The organism is Mesorhizobium sp. U510, assembly GCF_059180695.1.
The window spans coordinates 4732673-4759218 of the sequence record NZ_CP180532.1; the positions used below are offsets into that span (position 1 = coordinate 4732673).

The 26546-nt window shown below is 63.6% G+C and carries 18 protein-coding genes and 1 pseudogene; 7 read left to right on the plus strand and 12 right to left on the minus strand.

The window, feature by feature from the left end; genetic code table 11:
- Positions 1-8 precede the first annotated feature (8 nt).
- Entirely contained in the window at positions 9-329 is a 321-nt protein-coding gene (locus tag ACLGL5_RS24755; protein ID WP_010909663.1) for a 2Fe-2S iron-sulfur cluster-binding protein, read from the minus strand.
- A gap of 99 nt (positions 330-428) precedes the next feature.
- A complete protein-coding gene (locus ACLGL5_RS24760; protein WP_027046873.1) occupies positions 429-797 on the minus strand; it encodes an Hpt domain-containing protein in 369 nt (122 codons plus the stop codon).
- Between the two features lie 273 nt (positions 798-1070).
- Between ACLGL5_RS24760 and ACLGL5_RS24765 the strand changes: the two genes are divergently transcribed.
- Complete coding sequence (locus ACLGL5_RS24765) at positions 1071-7484, plus strand: kinesin (RefSeq protein WP_069092239.1); 6414 nt, start codon at positions 1071-1073, stop codon at positions 7482-7484.
- Positions 7485-7585: 101 nt separating this feature from the next.
- Positions 7586-8200, plus strand: a pseudogene (locus ACLGL5_RS24770) (3'-5' exonuclease family protein).
- A 25-nt stretch (positions 8201-8225) separates the two neighbouring features.
- On the opposite strand, the gene ACLGL5_RS24775 reads toward ACLGL5_RS24770, so the two are convergent.
- Genes ACLGL5_RS24775 through ACLGL5_RS24790 form a run of 4 tightly spaced genes read right to left on the minus strand, consistent with a single transcriptional unit; the run spans position 8226 to position 12303 of the window.
- Positions 8226-8876 carry an ABC-type transport auxiliary lipoprotein family protein gene (locus tag ACLGL5_RS24775; protein ID WP_051112898.1) on the minus strand — a complete coding sequence of 217 codons (651 nt, stop codon included), beginning with the start codon at positions 8874-8876 and terminating at the stop codon, positions 8226-8228.
- A gap of 37 nt (positions 8877-8913) precedes the next feature.
- The gene (locus tag ACLGL5_RS24780; protein WP_019858345.1) at positions 8914-10287 is read right to left on the minus strand and encodes an MlaD family protein; all 1374 of its coding nucleotides are present in this window, start codon (positions 10285-10287) and stop codon (positions 8914-8916) included.
- Positions 10288-10301: 14 nt separating this feature from the next.
- A complete protein-coding gene (locus ACLGL5_RS24785; RefSeq protein ID WP_019858346.1) occupies positions 10302-11111 on the minus strand; it encodes an ABC transporter ATP-binding protein in 810 nt (269 codons plus the stop codon).
- A gap of 4 nt (positions 11112-11115) precedes the next feature.
- Positions 11116-12303 (minus strand): ABC transporter permease, encoded by a 1188-nt coding sequence (locus ACLGL5_RS24790; RefSeq protein WP_494372784.1) that lies wholly within the window; start codon positions 12301-12303, stop codon positions 11116-11118.
- A gap of 77 nt (positions 12304-12380) precedes the next feature.
- Between ACLGL5_RS24790 and dgcA the strand changes: the two genes are divergently transcribed.
- Entirely contained in the window at positions 12381-13364 is a 984-nt protein-coding gene (dgcA, locus tag ACLGL5_RS24795) for an N-acetyl-D-Glu racemase DgcA (RefSeq protein ID WP_069092241.1), read from the plus strand.
- Here dgcA and ACLGL5_RS24800 read toward each other — a convergent pair.
- Both ACLGL5_RS24800 and ACLGL5_RS24805 read right to left on the minus strand, forming a co-directional pair.
- Entirely contained in the window at positions 13284-14549 is a 1266-nt protein-coding gene (locus ACLGL5_RS24800) for an MFS transporter (protein WP_069092242.1), read from the minus strand. The genes dgcA and ACLGL5_RS24800 overlap by 81 nt on opposite strands.
- A 125-nt stretch (positions 14550-14674) precedes the next feature.
- Positions 14675-15490 (minus strand): UDP-2,3-diacylglucosamine diphosphatase, encoded by an 816-nt coding sequence (locus tag ACLGL5_RS24805; RefSeq protein ID WP_027046875.1) that lies wholly within the window; start codon positions 15488-15490, stop codon positions 14675-14677.
- Positions 15491-15609: 119 nt separating this feature from the next.
- On the opposite strand from ACLGL5_RS24805, the gene ACLGL5_RS24810 reads away from it, so the two are divergent.
- The 4 genes from ACLGL5_RS24810 (at position 15610) to ACLGL5_RS24825 (ending at position 21040) form a co-directional block, all read left to right on the plus strand.
- Complete coding sequence (locus ACLGL5_RS24810) at positions 15610-16389, plus strand: SDR family oxidoreductase (protein ID WP_069092243.1); 780 nt, start codon at positions 15610-15612, stop codon at positions 16387-16389.
- 176 nt (positions 16390-16565) lie between these two features.
- The gene (locus ACLGL5_RS24815; RefSeq protein ID WP_494372785.1) at positions 16566-18890 is read left to right on the plus strand and encodes an NADP-dependent malic enzyme; all 2325 of its coding nucleotides are present in this window, start codon (positions 16566-16568) and stop codon (positions 18888-18890) included.
- Positions 18891-19084: 194 nt separating this feature from the next.
- Positions 19085-19765 carry an outer membrane protein gene (locus ACLGL5_RS24820; protein ID WP_069092244.1) on the plus strand — a complete coding sequence of 227 codons (681 nt, stop codon included), beginning with the start codon at positions 19085-19087 and terminating at the stop codon, positions 19763-19765.
- Between the two features lie 72 nt (positions 19766-19837).
- Complete coding sequence (locus tag ACLGL5_RS24825; RefSeq protein ID WP_494372786.1) at positions 19838-21040, plus strand: DUF2865 domain-containing protein; 1203 nt, start codon at positions 19838-19840, stop codon at positions 21038-21040.
- Here ACLGL5_RS24825 and ACLGL5_RS24830 read toward each other — a convergent pair.
- The 4 genes from ACLGL5_RS24830 to ACLGL5_RS24845 form a co-directional block, all read right to left on the minus strand.
- On the minus strand, positions 20958-22331 hold the full coding sequence (locus ACLGL5_RS24830; protein WP_019858355.1) for a glutamate--tRNA ligase: 1374 nt from the start codon (positions 22329-22331) through the stop codon (positions 20958-20960). The genes ACLGL5_RS24825 and ACLGL5_RS24830 overlap by 83 nt on opposite strands.
- Before the next feature lie 145 nt (positions 22332-22476).
- Positions 22477-23658 carry a hypothetical protein gene (locus tag ACLGL5_RS24835; protein ID WP_069092246.1) on the minus strand — a complete coding sequence of 394 codons (1182 nt, stop codon included), beginning with the start codon at positions 23656-23658 and terminating at the stop codon, positions 22477-22479.
- Between the two features lie 234 nt (positions 23659-23892).
- A complete protein-coding gene (locus tag ACLGL5_RS24840) occupies positions 23893-25698 on the minus strand; it encodes an ABC transporter ATP-binding protein (protein WP_069093429.1) in 1806 nt (601 codons plus the stop codon).
- A 393-nt stretch (positions 25699-26091) separates the two neighbouring features.
- Complete coding sequence (locus tag ACLGL5_RS24845; RefSeq protein ID WP_064985697.1) at positions 26092-26502, minus strand: GNAT family N-acetyltransferase; 411 nt, start codon at positions 26500-26502, stop codon at positions 26092-26094.
- Positions 26503-26546: the final 44 nt, after the last annotated feature.

Genomic DNA, 26546 nt, shown 5'->3' on the forward strand with positions numbered 1-26546 from the left:
TCCGCTTTTCAGCCCTGGCGCTCGGGTACCCGCACCACCAGGCCGTCGAGCGCGTCGCGCACCTTGATCTGGCAGGACAGACGAGAGTTCGGCTGGACGTCGTAGGCGAAGTCCAGCATGTCCTCTTCCATCGCTTCCGGCTCGCCCACTTCCGCCGTCCAGGCCTCGTCGACATAGACATGGCAGGTGGCGCAGGCGCAGGCGCCGCCGCATTCCGCCTCGATCCCCGGCACGGCGTTGCGGATGGCGTTTTCCATGACCGTCGAGCCGTTTTCGGCGTCCACGTCGAATTGTGTGCCGTCATGGGCGATGAAGGTCAGCTTGGTCATTTGTCACCTGAAGGGAGTTTCCGCCGAGATAATCACTCCGGCAGACAAGTCAACTGCCGTGCGAAAGCGCCTCTCGGTGACGTTTTTCCACAAACCGGGTCAGCGATTGATGGCGGCGATGAAATCACGCACTTCGTCGATCAGTTTGCCGAGCCGCTTGAGGGCCTGGCCGTCTTCCGGCTGCCGCTCGATCTCAGTGGCACAATCGGCGATCGCAAAGGCGCCGACGCCGCGAGCAGACCCTTTCAACCCATGCGCCAGCAGAAGCCGGTCCTTGAGATCGGCATCGACTATTTTGTCGCGTACCGACAGCGCCTGCTGTACAAACAGCGCCAGCACCTCTTGCTCGAGGGCGCGGTCGCCCATCGTTTGCCGGGCAAGGTGTGCCAAATCGACCGGTCGGGACTGTCTGGTTCCCGAGACGTCGCCTCCGGGCATTGAAAAGGCAATGCCGCTTTCGCCACGCATGAACTCGAACTCCGTTTTCTTCGGCCGCCTGAAAAACTAGGCGAATCCAATGGACAACGGGTTAATGGATGGCCCGGAAAAATGTTGCAAAACGGCGCCCGGATCACGGTTGCGTTAACCTTATATTTAAAGTTTTACGTATCCCGCGGAATGCATGTTTTCTTTACCCCCCTGTGTCATTACGATACGAAGGTCCATTTTCAGCCTCCTGCGCGGGGGTACGACAAAAGACAATTATAAGCCCCGCGGCAGCTAGTACAGGGTAGCGAAGGCATGGCAAAGAAACCAACGACGACGACGAGAAATCTCGACAGCGACGTGGCCAGGGAACTGGAAAAAGCGCTCGATCTCGACCTCAGCGGCGATATCGGCAGCGGCGATCTCGATATCGCGGCTTCGATGGAAGATCTGGAAGCGCAGATATCCCAGGCCGCCGACGAGCTGGCACGCGAGGGACGCAACCAGAAGCCGGCAGCCGCCGCCAATCAGGCTCCCATTGCCAATCAGCCCGCGAATCCCGCGCCGAAGGCCAAGCCGGCCGAACTGCGCCCCGTTGAGACACGCAATGGCAATGGCAATGGCACCCAGTCCACGACGGGCTTCGCGCCGGCCAATGATGATCGTCAGAAGGATTACAAGACCCTCCTGCACGGCCTCAACAGGCGCGCCTCCAACACCGTCTACTGGATTGTTGCCTTTGTCTCGCTCGCCTGGATCGCCGGCGCCGGCGGGCTCGCCAACCTGCTGTTCGGACCGAGCATCTGGAGGATTCGCACACTCGACCAGTTCCTTGCCCGTCCCGAGCTGATTGGCCTCGCCGTCGCGGCGATCGTGCCGATCATCCTGTTCTGGGCTTTCGCAGCCATGATTCGCCGCGCCCAGGACATGCGCATTGCCGCCCAGTCGATGACAGAAGTGGCCTTCCGCCTGACCGAGCCGGAAAACATGGCACAGGATCGCGTCATGATGATCGGCCAGGCCGTTCGCCGCGAGGTGGCGGCAATGGGCGAAGGCATCGAACGCACGCTTGCCCGCGCCGTGGAGCTGGAAACGCTGGTCCACAGCGAAGTCAACCAGATCGAGCGCTCCTATTCGGAAAACGAAACCCGCATCCGTTCGCTCGTCGACGGGCTTGGCAGCGAGCGCGAGGCCGTCGTCACCCATGCCGAGCGCGTCCGTGCCTCGATCGCCGGTGCGCATGAAACGCTCAGGGATGAAATCGGCTCCGCCAGCGACATCATACGCGACTCGATCCTCAATGCGTCGACCAAGCTGTCGATGACGATCACCAATTCCGGCGACACGCTCATCGACCGCATCAATGAAAGCTCGATGTCGATCTTCGATTCGGTGGAAGGCCGGCTCGACACCATCACCGACAAGCTTTCGACCTCCGGCGAGGCCTTCGCCAGCCTGCTCGACACGCGCATCGCCAAGCTGACGGATACGACGGACGGCCTGACCCGGTCGCTGACCGATCTGCTCGACGATCGCACCACCGGCATGGTTTCGCTGCTCGGCGGCGCCGCGCGCACCCTTAATTCGGAATTCGAAGCCAGTCTCAACGGCATCGAACGTACGCTGGCCGAACGCGGCCAGGCCCTGATCAGCGAATTCCAGACCCGCGCCGAAGCGCTCGACACCGGCACGCAGAAGCTCAACGCCGCGCTCGAGGCCCGCGCCCGGCAGATCAACGAGACGCTGGTCGAGCGCGCCCGCGAAATCGCCCACACCTTCGCCGAGAGCAAGGATACGCTGGCCGCGATGATCGATCAGGGCAAGACCCAGATCGGCGCCGACATGGCTGACATCGTCACCTCAACGTCGAGCATGCTGGAGGCTCGCGCCAGCGATTTTGCCGGTCGCATGGAAGCGGCGCGTCATGTCGTCTCGCGTTCCTTCGATAGCGACATCCAGCGGCTCGCCGACGCCCGTGTCGGCATTGAGGAAGCCGTCGAAAACCACAGCCGCAAGCTGTCCGAAAGCCGCGACCGCATGGCGGCCGCCATGCAGGCGGACCTGGAGAAATTCGCCGAAAGCCGCGACGGCATCGATGCCGCGGTGACCAACCAGGTGCAGAAGCTGGCCGAAGGCCGCAGCCTGATCGCGCGCGCCCTCGAAGAGGATCTGCGCAAGGTCAACGAATCGCGCGCCGCCATCGACGCGTCGCTCGGCAGCCACCTCGAAAGGCTGGAAGAAGGCCGCAACCGGCTTTCGCTGGCTCTCAACGAAGACTCCGGAAAACTCGTGCAAGCGCGCACGATCATTGATGAAATGGTCGCCGGTCATGTTGGAAAACTCGCCGAGGGCCGCAACATTCTGTCGCGCGCCCTGGAAGCCGACCTCGGCAAACTGTCCGACAGCCGCGCCAGCATTGACGGGCTGGTTGCCGGTCAGGTCGAGAAGATCGCCGAAGGCCGTGCGGTGCTCGCCAAGGCCTTGGAAAACGATATTGCCGGCATTAAGAGCCTGATCGAGGTGCATTCGGCAAAGCTCGTGGAAGACCGTAGCCAACTCGGCCGTTCGCTCGAGGACGATCTATCTGGCATCAGGGGCTTGCTTGACGATCACTCGGTCAAGCTCGCCAACGACCGCAGCCTGCTGTCGCAGACGCTGGAAGCCGACCTTGCCAAGCTGGCCGAAAGCCGCTCGAGCATTGACGGCCTCGTCGCCGGTCAGGTCGAGAAGCTGGCCGAGGGCCGCGACATTCTCAAGCGCGCGCTGGAATCGGACCTCAGCACCATCAAGGGTGTCATATCGAGCCAGTCGGAAAGGCTGGCGGAGGATCGCGGACAGCTTTCGCGGGTCCTCGAAGCCGACTTGCAGAATGTGAACAGCGTCATCGCCGACCACATGAACAGGCTCGTTCAGGATCGTTCGACCTTGTCGAAGGCTCTCGAGGACGACCTCGCGAAGCTGGCCGACAGCCGCTCCAGCATCGACGGGCTGGTCGCAGGTCAGGTCGAGAAGCTTGCCGAAGGCCGCGACATTCTCAAGCGCGCCCTCGAAGCCGACCTCAACACCATCAAGAACACCGTTGCCGACCAGTCGCAGAAGCTGGTCGACGACCGCGCCCAGTTCGCCAGGGCGCTCGAAGCCGATCTCGAAAGTGTCAACAGCCTCGTCAACAGCCATTCCGAGCGGCTCGTTCAGGATCGTTCGACCCTGTCGAAGGCGCTGGAAGTCGACCTCGACAACGTCAACGGCCTGGTCAACAGCCATGCCGAGCGGCTCGTCCAGGACCGTTCGACGCTGTCGAAGGCGCTGGAAGCCGACCTCGAGAGCGTCAGCGGCCTGGTCAGCAGCCATGCCGACAGGCTTGTCCAGGAGCGCTCGACCCTGTCCAGGGCGCTCGAGGACGATCTTGCCAAGCTGGCCGAGAGCCGTTCGAGCATCGACGGCCTGGTCGCCGGCCAGGTCGAGAAACTGGCCGAAGGCCGCGACGTTCTCAGGCGCGCCCTCGAAGCCGATCTCGCCAAGCTCGCCGAAAGCCGCTCCAGCATCGACGGGCTGGTGGCCGGCCAGGTTGAGAAGCTCGCCGAAGGCCGCGACATTCTCAAGCGCGCCCTCGAGGCCGACCTGCAGAGGCTGAGCGAAAGCCGCGGCGATATCGACGGCGTCATCGCCGGCCATGTCGGCAGGCTGGCCGAAGGCCGCGACATGCTGAGCCGCGCGCTGGAAGACGATCTCGGCAAGCTCGCCGAGACCCGCAAGGACGTCGACCGCTCGCTGTCCGGTCATATCGACCAGATCGCCGCCAGAAGCACCGACATTTCGGCCGCGATCGCCGCCGATGTGGAGAAGATCGAGCAGGCGTTCAGCCGTCAGACCGGCATCATCGAGGAACGCGCCGGAACCATGGAGCGCGCGCTCTCGACCGGCGTCGACAATGTCCGCAGCGTGCTCGAAAAGAGCGCGGTCTTCGTCGCCGGCGCCCTGCGCGAAAAGGTCCTGGAAGTCACCAGCGCGCTGCATGAGCAGGCCGGTGCAGCCTTCAGCGACGCCGACCGCAAGATCGCCGAGCGCGCCGAACAGACGTCCGCCGCCCTTTTGGCGCGGGCCGAAGACATCGCCCGTACCTTCGAGGAAGCCGACCGTCGCCTCCACGCCCGCGCGGAAGATACGTCCAACGCCTTGCTCGCTCGCGCCGACGACACCTCCAGCTCGCTGCTGGCCCGTGCCCACGAGACCGCCGATCAGCTGGCCGCCCGCGCCGGCGAGATCGCCGGCACCTTCGAGCTGGCGGACCAGAAGCTCGCCGCCCGCGCCCAGGAAACGGCCGACCAGTTGGCTGCCCGGGCCCAGGATACCGCGGATCATCTGGCGGCCCGCGCAAGCGAGATTGCCGGCACCTTCGACGCAGCCGACCAGAAACTGGTCGCCCGCGCCGTCGAGACGGCACAATCGCTGGCCGCCCGCGCCGGTGACATTCTGCGCAACTTCGAAAGCGCCGACCAGCGGCTCGGCATGCGCATCGGCGAATCCGCCGAGGCTCTCGCCGCCCGTGCAACCGACCTTGGCCGCATTTTCGATGCCGCCGATCAGCAACTGGTCTCGCGCATCGCCGAGGGCTCGGATGCTCTGTCCAGCCGTGCGTCCGAGATCGGCCGCATCTTCGACGAGGCCGACCAGCGCCTGGTCTCGCGCATCGCCGACAGCTCTTCGACGATCGGCGAGCATGCGCAGACCATCGTCGGGGCTTTCGCCAGCACCGAGCAGAAGGTCGCCGATCGTGCGCGGCAGACCGGCCAGGAACTGGCCGTGCACGCCCGCGAAATCGAGCAGGCACTTGCCGGCGCCGACGAGCGTCTTGCGTCGACCGCGGCGGCCGCGGCCGCCCGTGTCGAGGAGCAGATCGCCAGCGTCGAGAACCGCCTCGCCCACACCACCGAAACGATAGGCCAGAGGCTCAACGAGCAGGTGTCGAGCGCCGAGGCACAGCTCGTTTCGCGCGCCAATGTGATCGCCGAGACCTTCACTGCTGTTGGCCAGCATATCGGCCAGAGCACCAACGACGCCGCCAAGACGATCGGCGCCAACACCCGCGAACTCAACACCATGCTCGCGGCGCGGTCGGCCGAAATGTCGAAGATCCTCGACGAAACCGCGCGGCCTTTGGTCGAGCGCTTCGCCCAGGGCGGCTCGGAACTGCAAAAAAGCATGGAGGAGGTCACCGAACGCGCGACCGAGAAGCTGCGCAGCGAAAATGCTGCCCTGGTCAACGCGCTCGCCAACCGCACCGCCGAGACCTTGTCGGCGGTTGAAGGCGCCCGCTCGTCGCTGTCGGACAGCGTTGCCGATCTCATCGGCCGCATGACTAATTCCAGTTCGCAGCTCGGCCAGCTGATCGAGCAGGCCGCGGTCAATCTCGGCCAGGTCGACGAACGCCTGACCGGCAGCACGCAGAGCTTCGCGGCGACAACCGAAAAAGCGGCGCAGACCTTTGCCAGCTCGGCGCGCCTGGTCGATTCGAACACCACAAGGCTGACGGAACTGTCGTCGTCGACCTTGCGCGAAGTGGCCTCGATCGCCACCAAGTTCGATGAGCACAGCCGCCTGCTGGCCAGCGCCTCGGACCTGTTGAGTTCGGCCCAGAGCAACCTCGAGCACACGCTGGAAAGGCAGTCGTCGCTCGAAGACCTCGCCGTCGGCCTGGTCAAGAAGTCGGAAGACCTCGAAAGGGTCATGCGCTCCTTCGAAAACCTCGTCGGCCAGACGCTGCAGAACGCCGAAGGCAAGACGATGGAGTCGGCCGACAAGATCCGCAACGCCATCACCGACGTGGTCGATTCGGCAACCAAGCGCTTCGCAGATGCTACCGATGAGATGCGGCGCACCGCGAGCTCGATCAAGAGCGAACTCGACCTCACCCGCGCCGAGCTCAAGAAAGGCGTTATCGAGATGCCGGAAGAGGCAAAGGAATCGACCTCTGCCATCCGCCGCGCCGTTTCCGAGCAGATCAACGCCCTGAAGGAGCTTTCGGACATCGTTGCGAAGTCCGGTCGCGGTGGCGGCGACAGCCCGGAGCCACGCAATCTGCGTCCAGCGCCGCAAGCGCCGGCGGCACGCCCTGCCGAACCGCCGCGTCGCGCGCCGGCACCGCAGCCGGAGCTTCGCACGCCCCAGGCGCCGTTGGGCGGTGCAGCACTGCGCGGCACGCTCGATCTAGAGCGTCCGGCAGAGCCGCGCCAGCGTCCTGACGCCGGCGCCCGCACGCCGCAGGGCGGCTGGGTGCGCGACCTGCTGACCGCGGCATCGAACGAGGCGGATCTCAGGCCGGCAGCACCGCCTTCGGCGCCTGCCGAAGCACCGCGCGCGGCCCCTGCCCAGCGCTCGCCGCTGCATGTCGTGGAATCGCTGAACTCGCTGTCCGTCGACATCGCACGGGCCATCGACCACGATGCTTCGATCGAGTTGTGGAACCGCTATCGGCGCGGCGAACGGGACGTGTTCACGCGCCGGCTCTACACGCTGAAGGGCCAGCAGACGTTCGACGAAATCCGCCGCAAGTATCAGGGCGAGGCTGAATTCCGCGCCGCCGTCGATCGTTACTGCGACGACTTCGAAAAACTGCTCAAGGATGTCTCGCGCAACGACCGCGACAACATCATGGCGCAGACCTACCTGACCTCGGACACCGGCAAGGTCTACACCATGCTGGCCCACGCCAGCGGGCGCCTGCACTAACCACGAATTGAACAGGCGGGGCCATGGTCCCGCCTGGCCCTGGCTCCGTCGCGCGCTGAACCATTCACACCTGTCTGACCCTCGCCAAAAGGGTACCAACCGTGAAGACGGCCATCATATTCGACTGCGAGTTTCTCTGCCTTGAGGGGTCGCAACGTCGGTTTTGGTGCGCAGCCCACGATCCCGACCCGGTCATCGCGCAGATCGGCCCGGTCAGGCTCGGTCTCGAAGATGACTTTCCCGCTGCTCGGCACGCACAAGGCCTATATCAGACCGATCGACCGGTTTGGCCGGAGACACGAACTCGATCCGTTCTTCACCAGACTGACCGGCATCACCGAGAAAAACATCGAGACCGAAGGGGTTGCGCTTGGAGAAGCACTTGCCGGGGTCGATCGCTTTTCCGATGGCGCGCGGTTCTGGTCCTGGGGCAAGGAGAACTGAACATGATGGCCATCAGCTGCTATGTCGCGGGCATTCGGCCGTCCATCCCAGCCACCCGGTTCGACAACGCCGTCAAGCTGCTGATCGCGGCCGGGATGCCGATCGAGGATCTAGCGCACACGCCGAGCAACAAGCTCGCGGACTATTACGGCGTCGAACACCCGCCATTGCAGGGACAGGACGCGCTCGACGACGCGCTGTCCGTAACCTACACGCTGCAGCATCTGATGAAGACCGGGAAGCTGCGGCCGGAAGCCTTCGACCGCTTGTAGCTTGAAGCGTCTGGCGGGATTGCGCTCAGATCACCGAATCCGTCCAGCGAACGATCTGCTTGGCGGCATCGCCGAAGGCACTGTCGAGCGCACTGATATAGGCGGGATTGCCGCTGCCCGAAACGGGCGCGGACGCGGTGAAGCTCTTGGAAGCGCGCACCTCGCCGTTGCGATCGTTGAGCAGGCGCACGAACAGGTCGACCTCGGCATGTTCGCCACCGTCCACACTCACTTCGAAGGAACGGATCTCGACGATCACCTGGTAATCGATCGCCAGGCCCTCGCCCGGCTTGCCGACGCCGGCAAAGCTGCCGGAACGCTGGAAGGTCTCCGCTAGCCGCGCCTGCACGATTAGCGGCAGCCGGTCGGCCCATTGCGCGCCCTTCAGATACTGGATCGAGTGGTCGGAGGGCTTGATGACGATGTTCTGGCTGTCCAGCGCCTTGAGCGCCGAGGGCTGGGCGATCAGGATTTGCTTGCGGCTATGGCCATGGGCGTCAACCGACGGCGCCGAAAGCTCGAATGTGTCGAGCGGCGCAGGCTTGCCGCCCAGTACCGCACAGCCGGCAAGCGATAGCGCAAGCAGCGCCGCAGCCGGTGTCAATCCACCTGTTCTCACCCACACCGACTTCACGCGCGATCCCCGTTGTCCCCGGATCGTAAGATCAACCCGCATCCGCAACTCATGTTCTTGGGGCGAGGAGGCGCCGAAGTCAACGCCGCGCCCTGCCGTCGAATTGCCGAACCTCGCCGTCGCCACCCGAAAGAATGCGCTGCGGATTGCGGCTGAGATCCGTGACTGCTTCCTCGATGCGCGTGATCGAGCGGCGGCTGTCCTGCACCAGCGCCTCGACATTCGACAGGCCTTGGCCCGAGAAGCGCGCCAGATTGTCGGTGATGACGCCAAGTCGCGCATTCAGCGTATCGGCAACCTGCTTGAACGACTTCAGCGTATCCCTGGCGTCGGCCATCACGCCGTCTGCCTGCCCCGAGCCGAGCAAGGTATCGACCCTGGCGAGGATGCCGTCGACGCGTACCGAGGCGTCGTTGAGCCGCTGCGCCAATTGCTTGGCATCCTTGATCGTCTGGTCGATGTCATCGGCGCGGTTGGCGAACTTGTCGGTCACCACGGCAATGTCGGCAGCGGCCTTGTTGGCGTTTTCGCTGGCCTTCTGGATGTTGGCCAAAGCCTCACGCACCTGCGCCGGGTCGACACCCTCGAGCACGCCGTCGACCTTGGCCAGCGTGCCTTGCGTCTGCTTGGCGAAATCATTGACGGACCCGACCGCCGTGTCGACATTCTTGATCACGCCGTCGAGCTGTTGCGATGTCTGCTTGAGGTTCGCGGTCACCGTATCGACATTGGCGACGATGCTCTTGATCTTGTCCCTATCGACGGCATTGAGCAGGCCTTCCGCCGCCTTCAGCGTGCCGTCGAGCTTGCCGGACACGCCCTTCAGTTCGTCGGACAGCGCGCTGACGCTGGACAGGAACTTGTCGATGCCGTCGGAATTCCTGGCCAGCGCATCGGAGAATGTCTGCGCATTCTGCACGGTCTGCGTCAGCGGCCCCCGAACATCCCTGGTGAAGCCCTCGAGTTCGCTCAGCACCTTGTCGGCGCGGGTGAAGATGTTCTGCGCCGTCTGCAGCAGATTGGTCACGGCGGAAGGGTTGGCGACGATCTCGGCGACCTTGCCTTCCTTCTCGGCCTGGTCGAGGAGTTTCACTTCCTTGGGGTCGGCGCCCTTGAGCTCGATATTGGCCTGCCCGGTGAGGCCGGCAAGCCCGATATCGGCCTGCGTCGACTTGGTGATCGGCGTCAGCCGGTCGATCTCGGTGTCGGCGATGGCGACAGTCGGATTGTCGACGTCGATATAGACGCGCTTGACGTCACCGACCTTGACGCCGTTGAACAGCACGAAGCTGCCGCGGCCAAGACCGGAAGCCGAACCAGGGATGCGCACGCGCAGCAGCGTCGTCTCGCCTCTGTCGCCGATCGCCGCCGTCCAGTAGACGAAGCCGAACGCCGCCAGGATCGCAACCAGCGTAAAAATGCCGACAATGACGTAGTTGGCTCTGGTTTCCATTATTTCACTTATGGCTATGCACGTGCGGCAAGATCAAGTTGGCGGGCGCGTTTTCCGCGGAAATAGGATTTTACCCACGGTTCCTCGCTCTTCAGCATGTCGTCGATGGTGCCCTCGACCAATACTTTCTTCTTGCCGAGCACCGCCACGTGGTCACAAGCGGTAAACAGCGTATCGAGGTCGTGCGTGACCATATAGACGGTCAGATCCATGGTGTCGCGCAGCTTGACGACAAGTTCGTCGAACTCGGCAGCACTGATGGGGTCGAGGCCGGACGTCGGCTCGTCGAGAAAGACGATATCCGGGTCGAGCGCCAGGGCGCGCGCAAGTGCTGCGCGCTTGATCATGCCGCCGGAAAGTTCTGACGGGAATTTCTGCGCCGCGTCCGGCGGCAGACCGACCAGCTCGATCTTGAGCAGCGCCAGCTCGTCCATCAGCTTCCTTGGCAGGTCTAGATATTCGCGCATCGGCACCTGCACGTTCTCCTGCACGGTCAGTGCCGAAAACAGCGCGCCATGCTGGAACAGCACGCCAAGGCGCATGTCGATGCGCAGGCGCTCGATATCGCTTGCCTTGTCGACGTCGACACCAAACAGCTTGATCGTCCCCGACTGCTTGCGCATCAGCCCGAGAATGGTCCGCAAAAGGACGGACTTGCCGGCGCCCGAAGCGCCGACGAACCCCAGGATCTCGCCGCGCTTGATGTCGAGCGAAAGCTTGTCGAGGATCAGTTTGTCGTCGATGGCAACGGTGACGTCGCGCACCGAAAGGACGATCTCGTTCTCGTCCTTTTCCTCCACCTTGATGCCATTGCCCTTCGCCATGGTGTCAGAACTCGATGGCTGCGTAGAACATGGCGAAAAGCCCGTCGAGGATGATGACGACGAAGATCGACTTCACCACGGAGGCGGTCACGTGCTGGCCGAGCAATTCGGCGCTACCGCCGACCTTCATGCCTTCGACCGAGGCGATCGTGCCGATGATCATGGCCATGAACGGCGCCTTGATCAGCCCGGCGAAAATCGTGCTGAGATCGATAGCGACACGCAAGCGGTCGATGAATGCGGCGGGTGGGATATCGGAGTAGAGCCACGCCGCGACGATGCCGCCTCCGAGTGCGGCAAAATTGGCGATGATCGTCAGGCACGGCAAGGCGATCACCAGCGCAACCAGCCGCGGAAAGACCAGGACCCCTATCGGATTGAGACCGATGACCTTCAGCGCGTCGACCTCCTCGCGCATCTTCATCGAGCCGATCTCGGCAGTGATCGCGCTGCCGGAGCGGCCGGCGATCATGATTGCCGTCATCAGCACGCCGAGTTCGCGCAGGATCAGCACTCCGACGAGGTCGACGACGAAGATATCGGCGCCGAAATAGCTGAGCTGGTAGGCGCCTTGCTGGGCAACGATGGCGCCGACGATCGCCGACATCAGCACCACCACAGGAATGGCGCCGACGCCCATGCGGTCGATCTGGTTGAAGATCGCCGCCGGGTTGACGGCATGGCCACGGCCGAGCTTCATCTGCGCACCGCGGATGGTGGCGCCCAGAATATTCATCGAGGCGAAGAAATCGTCGCGCATCTCGTAGACGCGCCGGCCAACCGCCTCCAGCGCCCGAATGACGATGTTAGGCGGCCGCGCCGGGCCGGATTCGGGTTCGCGCCGCACAGCCTCGCCGACCGCGTCGAGCAGGATGGCGGCGATCTCGCTTTGGCCTTGCATCCGGACCTCGACGTTCCTCTTCTCGAAGGCGCTGACCAGCCGGTCGATCAGCCAGGCGCCGGCGGTATCGATCTTCTCGATTTTCGAAAGATCGAGCGCCAAGGTCTTGAAACCGTTTCGTTTCTCGATCTTGCGCATGTCGGCGTCGATCAGCGCCACCGTCCGTGTCGTCCAGATTCCGGAGAACGCGCAGCCGAGCACGCCACCCTCCTCGCCGACCGCGACGCGCGGTTGGTGGTCAGCCTCCGAGGCGGTGGTGCCGCTTGCGTCGCGCTTGCCGATGGTCAACATGGCGTCCTGTTTAGCCTGATGGGTCCGACCTTGTCGATTTGCCGACAACCCTTCTGGCACAGCCGGAGCAGAAAAATATGGCGCGTGTCATTTCGGTTGAGGCCGAGAGTTTTCCAATCGCCGGCACCTTCACCATTTCGCGCGGCTCCAAGACCGAGGCCGAGGTCATCACATGCACGATCAGCCAGGATGGTCATAGCGGGCGCGGCGAGTGCGTTCCCTACAAGCGCTATGGGGAAACCATGGACGGCGTACACGCCGCGATTGAGGCCATGCGCGAGCGGATCGCCGGCGGCATCGACCGGACCGCTTTGCTCGACGCAATGCCGGCGGGAGCCGCCCGCAACGCCGTCGACTGCGCGCTCTGGGACCTTGAAGCCAAGATCAGCGGCAAGCCGGTGGCAAACGCAATCTGGCCCGCACCGCTGCGTCCACTGGAAACCGCCTACACACTGTCGCTAGGCGAACCCGAAGCGATGGCGGCACAGGCCCGCGCCAATGCCGGCCGGCCTTTGCTAAAGGTCAAGATCGGCGGCGACAACGACATGGCCAGGATTCGTGCTGTGACGGAAGCAGCGCCTCAGAGCCGAATCATCCTCGATGCCAATGAGGGTTGGACCGACGACAACATCGTCGCAAACCTCGCCTTCGCGGCGGAGCGAGGCATTGCGTTGGTCGAACAGCCGCTGCCCGCTGGCCAGGACCAGATCCTGCGCCACATCGCCCATCCGCTGCCGATCTGCGCCGACGAAAGCGTGCATGAGGCGAAGAACCTGGAAACGCTGGTCGGTCTCTACGATGCCGTCAACATCAAGCTCGACAAGTCGGGCGGACTGACGGCGGCGCTCATGCTGCGCGACCGCGCCCGCGAGCTCAGTTTTGGCATCATGGTTGGCTGCATGGTCGGCACGTCGCTTGCCATGGCGCCGGCGGTGCTGCTCGCCCAGGACGCCGATTTCGTCGACCTCGACGGTCCGCTGCTACTTGCCCGCGACCGTGTTCCGGGTCTCGTCTACCAGGGATCGCTCGTCTCCCCTCCGGACCGGGCGCTTTGGGGCTGAGCGCGCGGCGAACCCGATCAGCACCAGGCCGACGATCGCGATCGGGATCATCACCAGGAAACCATCGACGCCGAGACGGTCATAGAGCGGGCCGGAAGCCAGCGTAACGGCTGCCATGAAGAAGCCGTTGAAGAAATAGGCGATGCCTTGCGCCGCACCCGTGCGCTCTTCGGAGACAGTCTCGGCGATCATTCTCTGCAGACCGATGAGCACCATTGCGACAGACACCGAGTGCAGTGACTGCACGGCGAAGAAGCCGGCGATGCCGAGCCCGAGCGGCCAGACCAGTGGAAAGATGATCCAGCGCACGATGGAGCCGATGCCGGCGATCACCATCACCCTGACGACCGACACGGAAGCGAAAATACGGTTGAAAAACAAGAACATGCAGACTTCGGACACCACGCCCCAGGCCCACAGCAGGCCGACCACGGAATCGCTGATGCCGATCGATTTCCAGTAGATGGAAACGAAACCGTAGAGGAAGGCGTGGCTGGCGGTGATGATGCCGACGCCAAAGGTGAAGTAGAGGAAATAGGCATTGAACAGGCTCGGCGCCGCGTGCTGGATTTCCGCGGCCGACAACGGCGAGGCCTTGCGCGGGCGCCCCATGCGCGGCGCCAGCAGCCCGGCGACGAGCGCCGCGCCAAGGGCAAGGAATATGATCACCGGGACGGCTTGGGGTCCGGTGGCCGCCAGGATGAAGCCGCCCGCGACATTGGCGCAGAGATAACAGATCGATCCCCATTTGCGCATGCTTGCATAGTTCGAGCCGAAGCGGCGCACGCCCGAAAGCGCCAGCGAATCGGCGATCGGCGAATGCGGCGTCCAGACAATGGTCAGCGCCAGCGACACCGCCAGCACCATCGCGTAGGTGGGCGTGAGGAAATAACCCGCCGACAGCAGCAGGGAGGCTGCCACCAGCGCGACATAGACATTGGCACGGTCCCTCGCCCGATCGGCGAGCGTCGTCAGCAGTGGAGTGGTCACCACGCGCAGGAACATTGGCGCGGCCAGGATGACGGCAATCTGTTCGGCGTGAAATCCCTTGGCCTGCAGCCACAGCGGGAAATAGGGCAAATGCGTGCCGAGCGATATGAACAATGTGCCGAAGATCAGGCTCATGCGCAGTTCGAAATGGCGCGGTTTGACGAGCTGTTCTGGCGAAAGCGGCGGCAGGGACATGAATCGATCCAATTACGCCGCGCTCTACCGGCCGACGACGTGGATCGATCCCTTAACATGGCGGAAAACCAGGCGAAACCGGCTGGACCAATCGATTGACGCTTAAAGTTGTCGCGGCCTTCGTGTCAGGCCGCCTGCCCGACCCGATCCTCGATGAGCATCGGGATGAAAGGTTCGTCAAACGACTCCGGCAGCACCTGCGCCCAGGTCAGGATTTCCATCCGGCCATCGAAGTGCTCGACCACGGCCGTGCAGCTTTCCACCCAGTCGCCGGTGTTGATGTAGCGCACGTCATCGAAATTCTCGATCGCGGCATGGTGGATATGGCCGCAAATAACCCCGTCGACATGCGAGCGGCGGGCTTCCTCGGTCAGCACGGTCTGGAACGAGCCAATGAAGTTGACCGCCTTCTTGACCTTGACCTTGGCCCAGGACGAAAACGACCAGTAAGGCAGGCCGAGCAATTGGCGCAGCCGCGTCACCACGCGGTTGACGATCATCGCCGCGTCATAGGCGTGGTCGCCGAGATAGGCGAGCCAGCGCTGATTGTGGACGACGGTGTCGAACTGGTCGCCATGGATGACGAGCAGGCGCTTGCCGTCGGCCGTTTCATGGATGGCGCGGTCGGCGACGACGATGCCGCCGAAATGTACGCCCTGGAACTGGCGGGCGAACTCGTCGTGATTGCCGGCGATATAGGTGATGTTGGCGCCCTTGCGCGCCTTGCGCAGCAATTTCTGCACGACGTCATTGTGGCTTTGCGGCCAGTGCCAGCTGCGCCGCAGCCGCCAGCCATCGACGATATCGCCGACCAGATAGATGATGTCGGCGTCATGGTAGCGCAGGAAATCGATCAGGAACTCGGCCTTCGCCGCCTTCGAGCCGAGATGGACGTCGGAAATGAACATGCTGCGGAAAGTGCGGGGCTCTGGGCCTGACATCGCGATTTCACCCTTGCTTTCGCGCAGCCTATGCCCCAATTCATGCAACAACCGTATGACGGTTGCGATTGGTCCAGCCTAAGGACTAGCTTGCCGGCCAAATCACAGGAGAAATCGTCATGGATCTTGGTATCCGCGGAAAGAAGGCTATCGTCTGCGCTTCGAGCAAGGGTCTTGGAAAAGGCTGCGCCATGGCGCTGGCCGAGGCCGGTTGCGATATCGTCGTCAATGGGCGCAACGCCGAACTGGTGGCCAAGACCGCCGCGGAGCTGCGCGCGCATTACGGCGTGACCGTGACGGAAGTCGTCGGCGACGTCTCGAAGCCGGAAGTGCAGCAGGCGCTGCTTGCCGCCTGTCCGGAGCCCGACATCCTCGTCAACAACAATGGCGGCCCGCCGCTGCGCGATTTCCGCGAACTCGATCGCGCCAAAATCCTCGAAGGCGTGACCCAGAACATGGTGACGCCGATCGAACTGGTGCAGGCCGTCCTCGATGGCATGGCGAAGCGCGGCTTCGGCCGCATCGTCAACATCACCTCGCTGTCGGTCTATGTTCCTATTCCCGGTCTCGACCTGTCGTCGGGCGCGCGCGCCGGCCTGACCTCCTTCCTTGCCGGCGTGGCGCGAACGGTGATCGACCGCAACGTCACCATCAACAGCCTCTTGCCCGGCAAGCTCGACACCGACCGGCTGCGCGGCCCGCATGAGGCCGGCACACCAGAGGATCCGGCGGCTGCCGCCGCGCGCAAGACCCGCATCAGCGCCGATGTCCCGGCCAAGCGGCTCGGAACGCCGGAGGAATTCGGCCAGATCTGCGCCTTTCTCTGCTCGGTCCATGCCGGCTATCTCACGGGCCAGAACATACCGGTCGATGGCGGCCTCTACGTCAGCGCCTTCTGACCTAGAGGTCAGCGAAGCGGCGCGACTCATCTGGCATGAAATGGCCACAAGCATCTGATATATATTGATTTTCGACGCGCCGCCACTTAATGCTGCCGGCGCGTCAATTAGCGTCGCGAAAAATCTAGGCCGCATGCTAAAAGGACTCCCGACACAGGTTTCGAGGGAGCGGCCGCATGGAAGGCGAGAACAAGAAAACGGCACGTTCGGACCTCGACGAAGCCGCCCTCTACTTCCACAAGCATCCGACGCCGGGAAAGCTCGAGATCCAGGCAACCAAGCCGCTCGGCAACCAGCGCGATCTGGCGCTCGCCTATTCGCCCGGCGTGGCTGCGCCTTGTCTTGAGATCCGCGACAATCCGGCAACCGCTGCCGATTACACGGCGCGCGCGAACCTCGTCGGCGTCGTCTCCAACGGCTCGGCCGTGCTCGGCCTCGGCAATATCGGCCCGCTGGCCTCCAAGCCGGTCATGGAAGGCAAGGCGGTTCTGTTCAAGAAGTTCGCCGGCATCGACGTCTTCGACATCGAGATCGACGCCCCCGAGATCGAGCGCATGGTGGAGACCGTCGCCGCTCTCGAACCCACTTTCGGCGGCATCAATCTCGAGGACATCAAGGCGCCGGAGTGTTTCGAAGTCGAGGAACGGCTGAAAGCTCGCATGAGCATACCCGTGTTCCACGACGACCAGCATGGCACCGCCATCATCGTCGCTGCCGCCGTGCTCAACGGACTGGAATTCGCCGGCAAGACCATCTCGGACATCAAGGTCGTCACCTCCGGTGCGGGTGCGGCCGCCCTTGCCTGCCTGAACCTTCTGGTCTCGCTCGGCGTGCGCATCGAAAACATCTGGGTCACCGATCGTTTCGGCGTCGCCTACAAGGGCCGCACCGAAGAGATGGACCGCTGGAAAGACCCCTATGTGAAGGACACCGAGGCGCGCACGCTGGCCGATGTCATCCCGGGCGCCGATGTCTTCCTCGGCCTCTCTGCGGCGGGCGTGCTGAAGCCGGAACTGCTGCAGCATATGGCGCCAAAGCCGCTGATCCTGGCGCTGGCCAATCCCAATCCCGAGATCATGCCGGAAGTGGCGCGCGCGGCGCGTCCCGATGCCATGATCTGCACCGGCCGCTCCGATTTTCCCAATCAGGTCAACAATGTCCTATGCTTCCCCTACATCTTCCGGGGCGCGCTCGACTGCGGCGCCAGCGCCATCAACGAGGAGATGAAGATGGCTGCCGTGCGGGCCATCGCCGCTCTTGCCCGCGAAGAGCCTTCGGACGTCGCCGCACGCGCCTATTCGGGCGAGACGCCGATCTTCGGGCCCGATTTCCTGATCCCCTCGCCCTTCGACCCCAGGCTGATCCTGCGCATCGCGCCGGCCGTCGCCAAGGCGGCCTGCGACACCGGTGTGGCAACGCGGCCGATCACCGACTTCGCCGCCTATATCGACAAGCTCAATCGCTTCGTCTTCCGCTCCGGCCTGGTGATGAAGCCGGTGTTCTCGTCCGCCAAGGCATCGAGCGCCAAGCGCGTCATCTATGCCGATGGCGAGGACGAGCGCGTGCTGCGCGCCGCCCAGGTGGTGCTCGAGGAAGGCATCGCCGAGCCGATCCTGATCGGCCGTCCGCATGTCATCGAGGTCAGGCTGAAGCGCTACGGGCTGCGCATCAAGCCGGGCGTCGATTTCGGCCTGATCAACCCCGAGGACGATCCGCGCTACCGCCACTATGTCGACCTGCTGATCGAACTCGCCGGCCGGCGCGGCGTCACGACGGAGGCCGCGCGCACCATGGTGCGCACCGACAACACGGTGATCGCGGCACTCGCGCTGAAGCGCGGCGACGCCGACGCCATGGTCTGCGGCCTTGAAGGGCGCTTCGAGCGGCATCTGCGCAACGTGACGCTGATCATCGGGCCGCGCGCGGGCATCAAGGACTATGACCTGTCGACGCTTTCGATGCTCATCTCGCAGCGCGGCATCATCTTCCTCACCGACACCCACGTCTCCGTCGACCCGACGGCCGAGGAGATCGCCGAGATGACCGTGCTGGCGGCCGAGGAAATCCAGCGCTTCGGCATCGAGCCGAAGGCGGCCCTTCTGTCGCATTCGGATTTCGGTTCGCGCAATTCACCAAGCGCGCTCAAGATGCGTCAGGCGGCGGCAATCCTGGCGCGCATCGCGCCGGAGTTGCAGTGCGACGGCGAAATGCATGCCGATTCCGCGCTGTCCGAGCATCTACGCCAGCGCGTCTATCCGCATTCGCGGCTGAAGGGCGAGGCCAATCTGCTGGTGTTCCCCAACCTCGATTCGGCCAACATCACGCTGACGGCGCTGCGCGCCATGATGGATGCGTTGCATGTCGGCCCGATCCTGCTCGGCACCGACATGCCGGCCCACATACTGACGCCCTCGGTCACGTCGCGCGGTGTGGTCAACATGACTGCGCTGGCGGTGGTCGAGGCCGCGCACAAGGCACAGGCCGTCGCCAATCTGGACTAGGCCGAAGCCGGCTTCAGCTGGCTCGGCCTGGTCTTCCGGGCAGCATCCTCACATGCCGGCGACAAGTTGTTGCAAATGGTGGTGTTGCCGATAGGCAACTTGCGATTGTGGAAATTCGGCCTTGGCTGGAAGCAGATTTCGCAGGAAAGGCCGACCTGATATGGTTGCACATCTGATCTGACGGCGAGGACGTCATGAAAGGCTTCTTGCTCGCATCCGCATTGCTGTCGTTGATCGGCGGACAAGCTCTGGCCGCGGACGTCATCGGTTCCGAGCCCGCGACCGTCCATGACTGGTCCGGCGTCTATGTCGGCGGGCAGATCGGCTACGGGTTCGGCAGGACCAACGCGGTTTTCAGTTCGCCCAACACGCCAACGTTTCAGGCAAGCCAGGACTACGACATCGACGGATTCCTGGGTGGTGTTCAAGTCGGCTATAACTACCAGATCAATTCCATGGTTCTCGGCGTCGAAGCCGACATTGCCGGCGCGGACATGAAGGGACACTCGGGCGAAATCAATGTCGGCGTCCGCGGCGATACATACGATACCAAGGTGGACTGGTTTGGAACGCTGCGCGCCAGCGCCGGATATGCGTTCGACAACAGCTTGATCTATGGAACCGGCGGCCTTGCTTACGGAAGCGTTGAAAACCGATACCTTGACGGGCCTTTCAATAGCTTTTCGGAAAAGGGCACCAAAACTGGATGGACTCTTGGCGCAGGGTTGGAACAGGCATTTACCGATCATTGGTCGGCGAATGTCGAGTATCTTTATGTCGATCTGCGCGACCAGACCATCGACTACGGCGGCAGCAACACCGAGTTCGATAACAAGTTCAGCACGGTCAAGATCGGCATGAACTACAAGTTCTGACAAGCAGCCGAAATAGACGATTAACCGCGAACGGGGTAGCTTGGCGGGCACAGGCTAGCGGGATTGAGACGGATGACAAGCGGAGGGTCGAAGCGGGCGCATGCTGCCATGCTGCTTGGCCTCCTGCTGTCCGGCGCCACCATCACCGAGTCACACTCCGCCTCGCGGGTCTGCCGTCAATTGGAGGCCGATCTTGCCGCAGCTTCGCGTGGCGGCGGCGGTGGTCCGGCCATGATCCGCAAATACGATGCCGCGATCGACCGGCAGCGTGAACAGATCTCCAAGGCACGCGACCAGGCGGACAATGCAGGTTGCGGGTTTTCGCTGTTTTCCCGCAACATCAATCGATGCGCCGGGCTCAACGCCACCATCGACCGCATGAACGCCAATCTCGACAGTCTCCAGGCCAAGCGTGCGCAACTCGCCGGTGGCGGCGGCTCGCGTCGCGACCGTGGCCGCATCCTGGCTGCGCTCGACGCCAATGGCTGCCGCGACGACACGGTTGCTCCGCGCCGCCCGCCGCTGCAGGAAGCCGACCGCGAAGACGGCAACGCCAACCTGTTCGACCAGCTTTTCGGCGGCGACAACCAGCCGAGCGACACGCCTGACCAGCCGGACGATCCCGGCGAGGAACGCAATGTCCACCGCGTCCTGAACCTGCCCGGCGTTCCAGACGCTCCGGGCACCGGCGGCGAGTTCCACACCACCTGCGTGCGCACCTGCGACGGCTATTTCTTCCCGATGTCGAATGCCGCCTCGGTCGGCGATTTCGAGCGCGACCAGAAGAATTGCCAATCGAGCTGCCCCGGCACCGAGATGCAGGTCTTCTATTCGCGCGGCATGGACGACAATTCAGCCTCGATGACGTCATCGGTCACCGGCAGGCCCTACAGCGAGCTTCCGACCGCCTATCTCTACAAGCAGTCCAACATATCGCGGCCGCCGGCCTGCGGCTGCAATGCCGCGCAGAATTTCCAGATCATTGGCGGCAACCCGCCGGCCCCGCATCAGTCGCTGCCGGAAACGGAAGCGGCACCGTTGGTTCCCATGCCGGCCTCCAAGCCCGATCCGGGCACCGACCCGGAAACCCTGGCCAACAGGGACGGCGGGCTCGACCGCGGCGCCATCAAGCGGCTTTCCGCCAAGCCGGTGACGTCGCCGGTATCCGCCTTGCCGCCGGAGCAGCGCAAGGTCAGGGTCGTCGGGCCAACGTTCCTTCCCGACCCATCAGCGGCAATAAATCTGCAAGCTCCGGCCCCGAAGGCAGTCCAGTAAGGGCAAGCCTCAGCGGCATGAACAGCCCCTTGCCCTTGCGCCCTGTCGCTTCCCTGATCTTGCCGGTCCAGTCCTTCCAGACCGCTCCGTTCCAGGGCTCTTCGGGCAGGACTTCGAAGGCCTGTCCGAGGAAGTCACGATCGTCGTCCGAGAATTCCGGTCTGTCCTGCGGCCCCTCGCGCAGGATTCGCCACCAGCCCACCGCATCGGCCAGCCGGTCGAGATTGCCGCGCACCGCCAGCCAGAACGGCTCGGCCTGTTCGCCGGAGATGCCAAGCACCATCAGCCTGTCGCGCGCCTCGTCGAACGGCATATGGTGCATCAGCGCGCGGTTGAGCACGAACAGTTCGTCCGGATCGAACTTGGCCGATGATTTCGAGGTCGCGGCCGGATCGAAACGGCCGGCGAGTTCGGCGAGGTCATGCGCGGCCGCGACATTCTCCGAGGTGCCGACCAGAACGGCGAGCGACGCGACGGCCATAGGCTCGATGCCATCCTCGCGCAGGCTTTCGATGGAGAGTGCCCCGGTGCGCTTAGACAGCCCCTCGCCCGAGACGGTGGTCAAGAGATTGTGGTGGCCGAAGACAGGCGGCTCGGCGTCCAGCGCCTTGAACAGGGCAATCTGCACGCCGGTGTTGGTGACATGGTCGTCGCCGCGGATGACGTGGCTGACACCCATCTCGATGTCGTCGACGACGGACGGCAACGTGTAGAGATAGGTGCCGTCCTCGCGCACCAGCACTGGATCCGAGAGCGAAGCCAGATCGACCGTTTCCTGGCCACGCACCAGATCGTTCCAATGAACCTCGGTGCGTTCGGGCTGCAGCGGGTCGCTGGTAAAATTGGGCAGCAGGAAGCGCCAGTGCGGCCGGCGCCCGTCGGCCTGGTATTCGGCCACCTGCTCCTGCGTCAGCGCCAGGGCCTCGCGGCCATAGACCGGCGGCAGGCCGCGCGTGCGGCGCACCTTGCGCCGAAGATCGAGTTCTTCCGGTGTTTCGTAGCAGGCATAGAGAACGCCCGCTGCCTTCAGCCGCTCGACCGCCGCGTCATAGACCTCGAAGCGCCGCGACTGATATTCGGTAGCATCGGGAAAAACGCCCAGCCAATGCAGGTCGTAGAGGATGGCGTCGGCGAATTCCTGCTTCGAACGGCCAATGTCGGTGTCGTCGAAGCGCTGGATGAAGCGGCCCTTGTTGTTCAGGGCAAACAGCCAATTGAACAGAGCGGTGCGCGCATTGCCGATATGGATGCGGCCGGTCGGTGACGGGGCGAAACGAACGGTAACTGTCATGAGCGGGGCGTACCGGATGCCTTTGTGATTGACAAGATGCGCCCCCGCGCTGGTCGGCACACATAGAACATGATGCGCGCGATGAAAAGACTAGGCCATGCGAAGCGCATGGCCTTATCCGATCAGAACAGCTGGTTGAAAGCGATCAGCGGCCGAAGTCGTCGGAACTGAGGCGGGTCCAGCGGTCGCCCATCAACCCACCGATAAAGATGTCGCCGGAGCGGACCGCTTGCGCGACCTCGGGGATGCGCGAGCGCACCATCGTCCCCCCGGCATAGCGGAAGAAGACATTCTTGTAGCTGAAGAGTTGCGGCATGAACCTGCTCTGCGTCTGCCCGATGATGCCTGCGCAGCCCATATTCCACGCGTCCTTCATCACGCCATCCAGCGTCGCACCCCAGTGAGGTCCAGAGGACTGGAGTTGCAACAGGTTCGCGATGCCGCCGGCCTGCCCGTAGAAAGCGTAGCAACCGAGCATTTTACCAGTCTCGTCGTAGGTCCCACCAAAATGAAGGGGGCCGTCGGCCCGTTTCTCGGCCGCCAGCGCGAGCAGCCGTGGCAGTTCGCCATCCTGCCAGCGCGGCCGAAGCGCGTAATCTGAGATAATGGCCGGCAGCCGCTCCGCAAACTGCGCGGCATCCATCGGCTCGCGATGGACCCGGTGTGACGAGGAATGCTGGACAGGCGGCTCGAACCTTTTTCTCGTAAAAGCGTCGAATGCTCGGGCGCAGGGATCGAGCACGAAGCGCGGCAGACCCGGCCATTTACCGCGCGCCACGGCGGAGGCCACCGCGGCCGGGCGGAAAATGCGGGTCCATCCCAGGCAATGCGCCGGCAGCAGCTGATATTTCATCGGGCGCGCGAAGGCCAGGGATACCCGGTTGGCCGAATCGGTGAGGTGCAGATCGAATTCGCCTTGATGCACGGCACGCAGCAATTGCGGCCCGGCCGAACCGTGATCGGTGCCGGTGTCAGCCATGAGCGGACCAATGATTGCGGCATTCAATGTCGCGCCGTTGAGCTCGTAGCGGGCCTTCAGGACACCGAGGAAGCCACCCAGATCTCCCTGCGGGTTGATCTGGACAAGAGCGTTGCTCGCGCCTGGCTGCCCGGCAGGGTCGAGATAGATCTTGCTCATATACTCGGCCACCTCAGCGATCGCACGATCGAGGAGGTGACGTCGCCGACGGCGAAACTTCGTCAGGAAGAGTGCGGCGACCCGCTCGAGATCTTCGGCGGCGAGTGGCCGAACCGAGCCATGGTGAATTGCCAGCACCGGCGGCGCAGCTGCTTTTTCCGCACCAGTATCTTCGGAAGCAAGATGCATAAGTGAAGCCGAAATCCCGCGCTGACCAATCTGATCCCAGGATACGGGCTTACGCTACCTGGATTGCTTTTGCGTAAATATATGACAACCAGTGGTAGAAATGGCGTGTCGTTCCCCGGCATCGTAAAAAACGTCTAAACCGCGGGAATGCCGCAAGAGCATGCTGCGCAGGTCACTCCGGCTGACAGCGCCTGATGGAGATGGCCTCCGGCCGATGCCGGAGGCCATCTCGGGTCAAACGACCAGTCCCTTGGTCAGTTCGAGCGCCTGACGCTCGAACAGGCGGCGGTAGATGCCGCCTTTCAGCCGGATCAACTCGTCATGCGAGCCTTCTTCGACAATGTTGCCGCGATCGAAGACCAGCAGCCTGTCGAGCGCCCGCACCGTCGACAGCCGGTGGGCGATGACCAGCGTGGTGCGCCCGACCATCAGCCGCTCCATCGCCTGCTGGATCATCACCTCCGATTCCGAATCGAGGCTCGACGTCGCCTCGTCCAGGATCAGGATGCGCGCATCGGCCAGGAAGGCGCGCGCGATCGCCACGCGCTGCCGCTCGCCGCCCGACAATTTCACGCCGCGCTCGCCGACCAGCGTGCCATATCCCTTCGGCAGGCTGGTGATGAAGTCATGCGCGCTCGCCAGCTTCGCGGCATGCTCGATCTCCTCCTGGGTCGCGTTCGGCCTGGCATAGGCGATGTTTTCGGCCAGCGAGCGATGGAACAGGATCGGCTCCTGCTGGACGATCGCGATCTGCCCGCGCAGCGACGCCTGCGCCACCTGCGAGATGTCCTGGCCGTCGATCAGGATCTTGCCCGCATTGACGTCATAGAGCCGCTGGATCAGCTTGACGAAGGTCGTCTTGCCCGAACCGGAGTGACCGACGAGCCCGACGCGTTCACCCGGCGCGATATCAACCGAAAAGTCGCGATAGAGCGGCGACCGGTGATTGCCGTAGTGAAAAGTGACCTTGTCGAAGCTGATCGACCCTTGCGTGATCCGGATCGGCCTGGCGCCGGGCCGGTCTTCGATGCCGAGCGGTTCGGACTGGAAATCGACCAGTTCCTCCATGTCGTTGATCGAACGCTGCAAATTGCGGATATGCGTGCCGATATCCCTGAGATAGCCCTGCAGCACGAAGAACGAGGTCAGCACGAAGGCGACGTCGCCGGCGCTCGCCTGCCCCCACGACCACAAGAGCAGCGACAGGCCGATCACAGCGGCGCGCATGACCAGCAGCAGCGCCCCTTGCGTGGTGCCGTTGACGGTGCCGCGCACCCAGGTGCGCCGCGTGCGCGCCCGCCATTTGGCGACAACCCTGGCGAGGCGGCGCTCTTCGCGCTCCTCGGCGCCAAAGCCCTTGACCACGGCGTTGCAGCTGACAGCGTCGGCAAGCGAACCGCCGAGGCGCGTGTCCCAGGTGTTGGCGAGCCTGGCCGCCGGCGCGACATATCCAAGCGACAGCATCGCCGTCACCATGATGAACAGCACCGAGCCGGCGGCGACGACCACACCCATCAGCGGCCAGAACCAGCCAAGCAGCAGCGTCGAGCCGACGAGCATGACCACCGACGGCAGCAGCGCGATCAGGATGGTGTCGTTGAGCAGGTCGAGCGCCCACATGCCGCGCGTCACCTTGCGCACGGTCGAGCCGGCAAACGAGTTGGCGTGCCAGTCGGTGGAAAAGCGCTGGACGCGATGGAAGGCATCGGCGGCGATGTCGGCCATCATCTTCAGCGTCAGTTCGACGATGCCCATGAACGCCAGGTTCCGCAGCACGACGCCCGTCAAGGCAAGCGCCATCAACATCGAAAACGCCGTCATCGCGGCATTCCAGGCAATGGCGTCCGCGCCGGCGCTGCTGGCGACGGCGTCGACCAGCCGGCCGGAATAGAGCGGCGTCAGGACGTCTGCCAGCGTCGACAGCAGGAAACCACCCATGATCAGCGAAAGCCGCCAGGGCTGGCGCCGCCAATGGGTAAGCGTGAAACCAAGAACGCTACGAAAGGCGCTCGCGCGCAAATCGATCTTGAAACGAGCCATGATGTCATTCGGGCGCAAACGAGCCCGATCCCAGTAAGGTCGAAAATTGAAGAAGCCGCGCAAGGGGCGAATGATTGCCCAGAAGCGGAGTGGCATATTTTGGCGTTACGCCCGTAGTCGGGCGGCGACCGGCATCGGCAAAAGCCTGTGCTCAAACCGGCTCCAATGCGAAGGACGGACCTTCGCGGGGCGCCGGATGAGACCTAGGCTTCGCGGCCTCGCATTACCATCTTAAATACTGCCATTCGGATCTCCCGCAAGTGAATCGCGGAGTGGTCCTTATAGAGACGCTCTGATGCATCGCCAAGACGGGCTCTGCCCAAAAGCATATCTGGTCCAACCACTGCGATTATTTTGCAACAACGGTGGCAGAAGCCGTTCGCCGCGCGCCGATCACTGGGGCATGCGGTCCAAGCGCATGTATCGACCGTCGGTCGATGCCTTGAAGCCCAGCTTTTCGTAGACCCCATGCGCATCACCGGTCGACAGGCTCCAGTGCGAGACGTTACCGAGCTCGGGATGATCGATGAGTGCCTGCACCAGCCGCTGGCCGATGCCCTGCCCGCGATTCTGCGGCCAGACGATGATGTCGGCGAGATAGGCGAACACCGTGCGGTCGGTGATTGCCCTGCCGAAACCGACCTGCTTGCCATCGATGTAGCCGGCCGCGCAGAACGAATTGGCGAAGGCCTGGCGATGAAACTCATCGCTGCGTCCAGCCCCCCAATAGCTCGCCATCAACAGGTCGGAGGTCGCACGGAAATCGATCCGCGCGAGGTCAAAGCTGATCTCACAGTCCGGCATGTTGCATCCTCGCGGTACCGTCTATTTCGCCCAACGGACGAACG

Excerpts from the sequence above, each read along its gene's own strand:
- ACLGL5_RS24755 (WP_010909663.1), bottom strand. The coding sequence starts at position 329 with ATGACCAAGCTGACCTTCATCGCCCATGACGGCACACAATTCGACGTG.
- ACLGL5_RS24760 (WP_027046873.1), bottom strand. The coding sequence starts at position 797 with ATGCGTGGCGAAAGCGGCATTGCCTTTTCAATGCCCGGAGGCGACGTC.
- ACLGL5_RS24765 (WP_069092239.1), top strand. The coding sequence starts at position 1,071 with ATGGCAAAGAAACCAACGACGACGACGAGAAATCTCGACAGCGACGTG.
- ACLGL5_RS24775 (WP_051112898.1), bottom strand. The coding sequence starts at position 8,876 with ATGCGGGTTGATCTTACGATCCGGGGACAACGGGGATCGCGCGTGAAG.
- ACLGL5_RS24780 (WP_019858345.1), bottom strand. The coding sequence starts at position 10,287 with ATGGAAACCAGAGCCAACTACGTCATTGTCGGCATTTTTACGCTGGTT.
- ACLGL5_RS24785 (WP_019858346.1), bottom strand. The coding sequence starts at position 11,111 with ATGGCGAAGGGCAATGGCATCAAGGTGGAGGAAAAGGACGAGAACGAG.
- ACLGL5_RS24790 (WP_494372784.1), bottom strand. The coding sequence starts at position 12,303 with ATGTTGACCATCGGCAAGCGCGACGCAAGCGGCACCACCGCCTCGGAG.
- dgcA (WP_069092241.1), top strand. The coding sequence starts at position 12,381 with ATGGCGCGTGTCATTTCGGTTGAGGCCGAGAGTTTTCCAATCGCCGGC.
- ACLGL5_RS24800 (WP_069092242.1), bottom strand. The coding sequence starts at position 14,549 with ATGTCCCTGCCGCCGCTTTCGCCAGAACAGCTCGTCAAACCGCGCCAT.
- ACLGL5_RS24805 (WP_027046875.1), bottom strand. The coding sequence starts at position 15,490 with ATGTCAGGCCCAGAGCCCCGCACTTTCCGCAGCATGTTCATTTCCGAC.
- ACLGL5_RS24810 (WP_069092243.1), top strand. The coding sequence starts at position 15,610 with ATGGATCTTGGTATCCGCGGAAAGAAGGCTATCGTCTGCGCTTCGAGC.
- ACLGL5_RS24815 (WP_494372785.1), top strand. The coding sequence starts at position 16,566 with ATGGAAGGCGAGAACAAGAAAACGGCACGTTCGGACCTCGACGAAGCC.
- ACLGL5_RS24820 (WP_069092244.1), top strand. The coding sequence starts at position 19,085 with ATGAAAGGCTTCTTGCTCGCATCCGCATTGCTGTCGTTGATCGGCGGA.
- ACLGL5_RS24825 (WP_494372786.1), top strand. The coding sequence starts at position 19,838 with ATGACAAGCGGAGGGTCGAAGCGGGCGCATGCTGCCATGCTGCTTGGC.
- ACLGL5_RS24830 (WP_019858355.1), bottom strand. The coding sequence starts at position 22,331 with ATGACAGTTACCGTTCGTTTCGCCCCGTCACCGACCGGCCGCATCCAT.
- ACLGL5_RS24835 (WP_069092246.1), bottom strand. The coding sequence starts at position 23,658 with ATGCATCTTGCTTCCGAAGATACTGGTGCGGAAAAAGCAGCTGCGCCG.
- ACLGL5_RS24840 (WP_069093429.1), bottom strand. The coding sequence starts at position 25,698 with ATGGCTCGTTTCAAGATCGATTTGCGCGCGAGCGCCTTTCGTAGCGTT.
- ACLGL5_RS24845 (WP_064985697.1), bottom strand. The coding sequence starts at position 26,502 with ATGCCGGACTGTGAGATCAGCTTTGACCTCGCGCGGATCGATTTCCGT.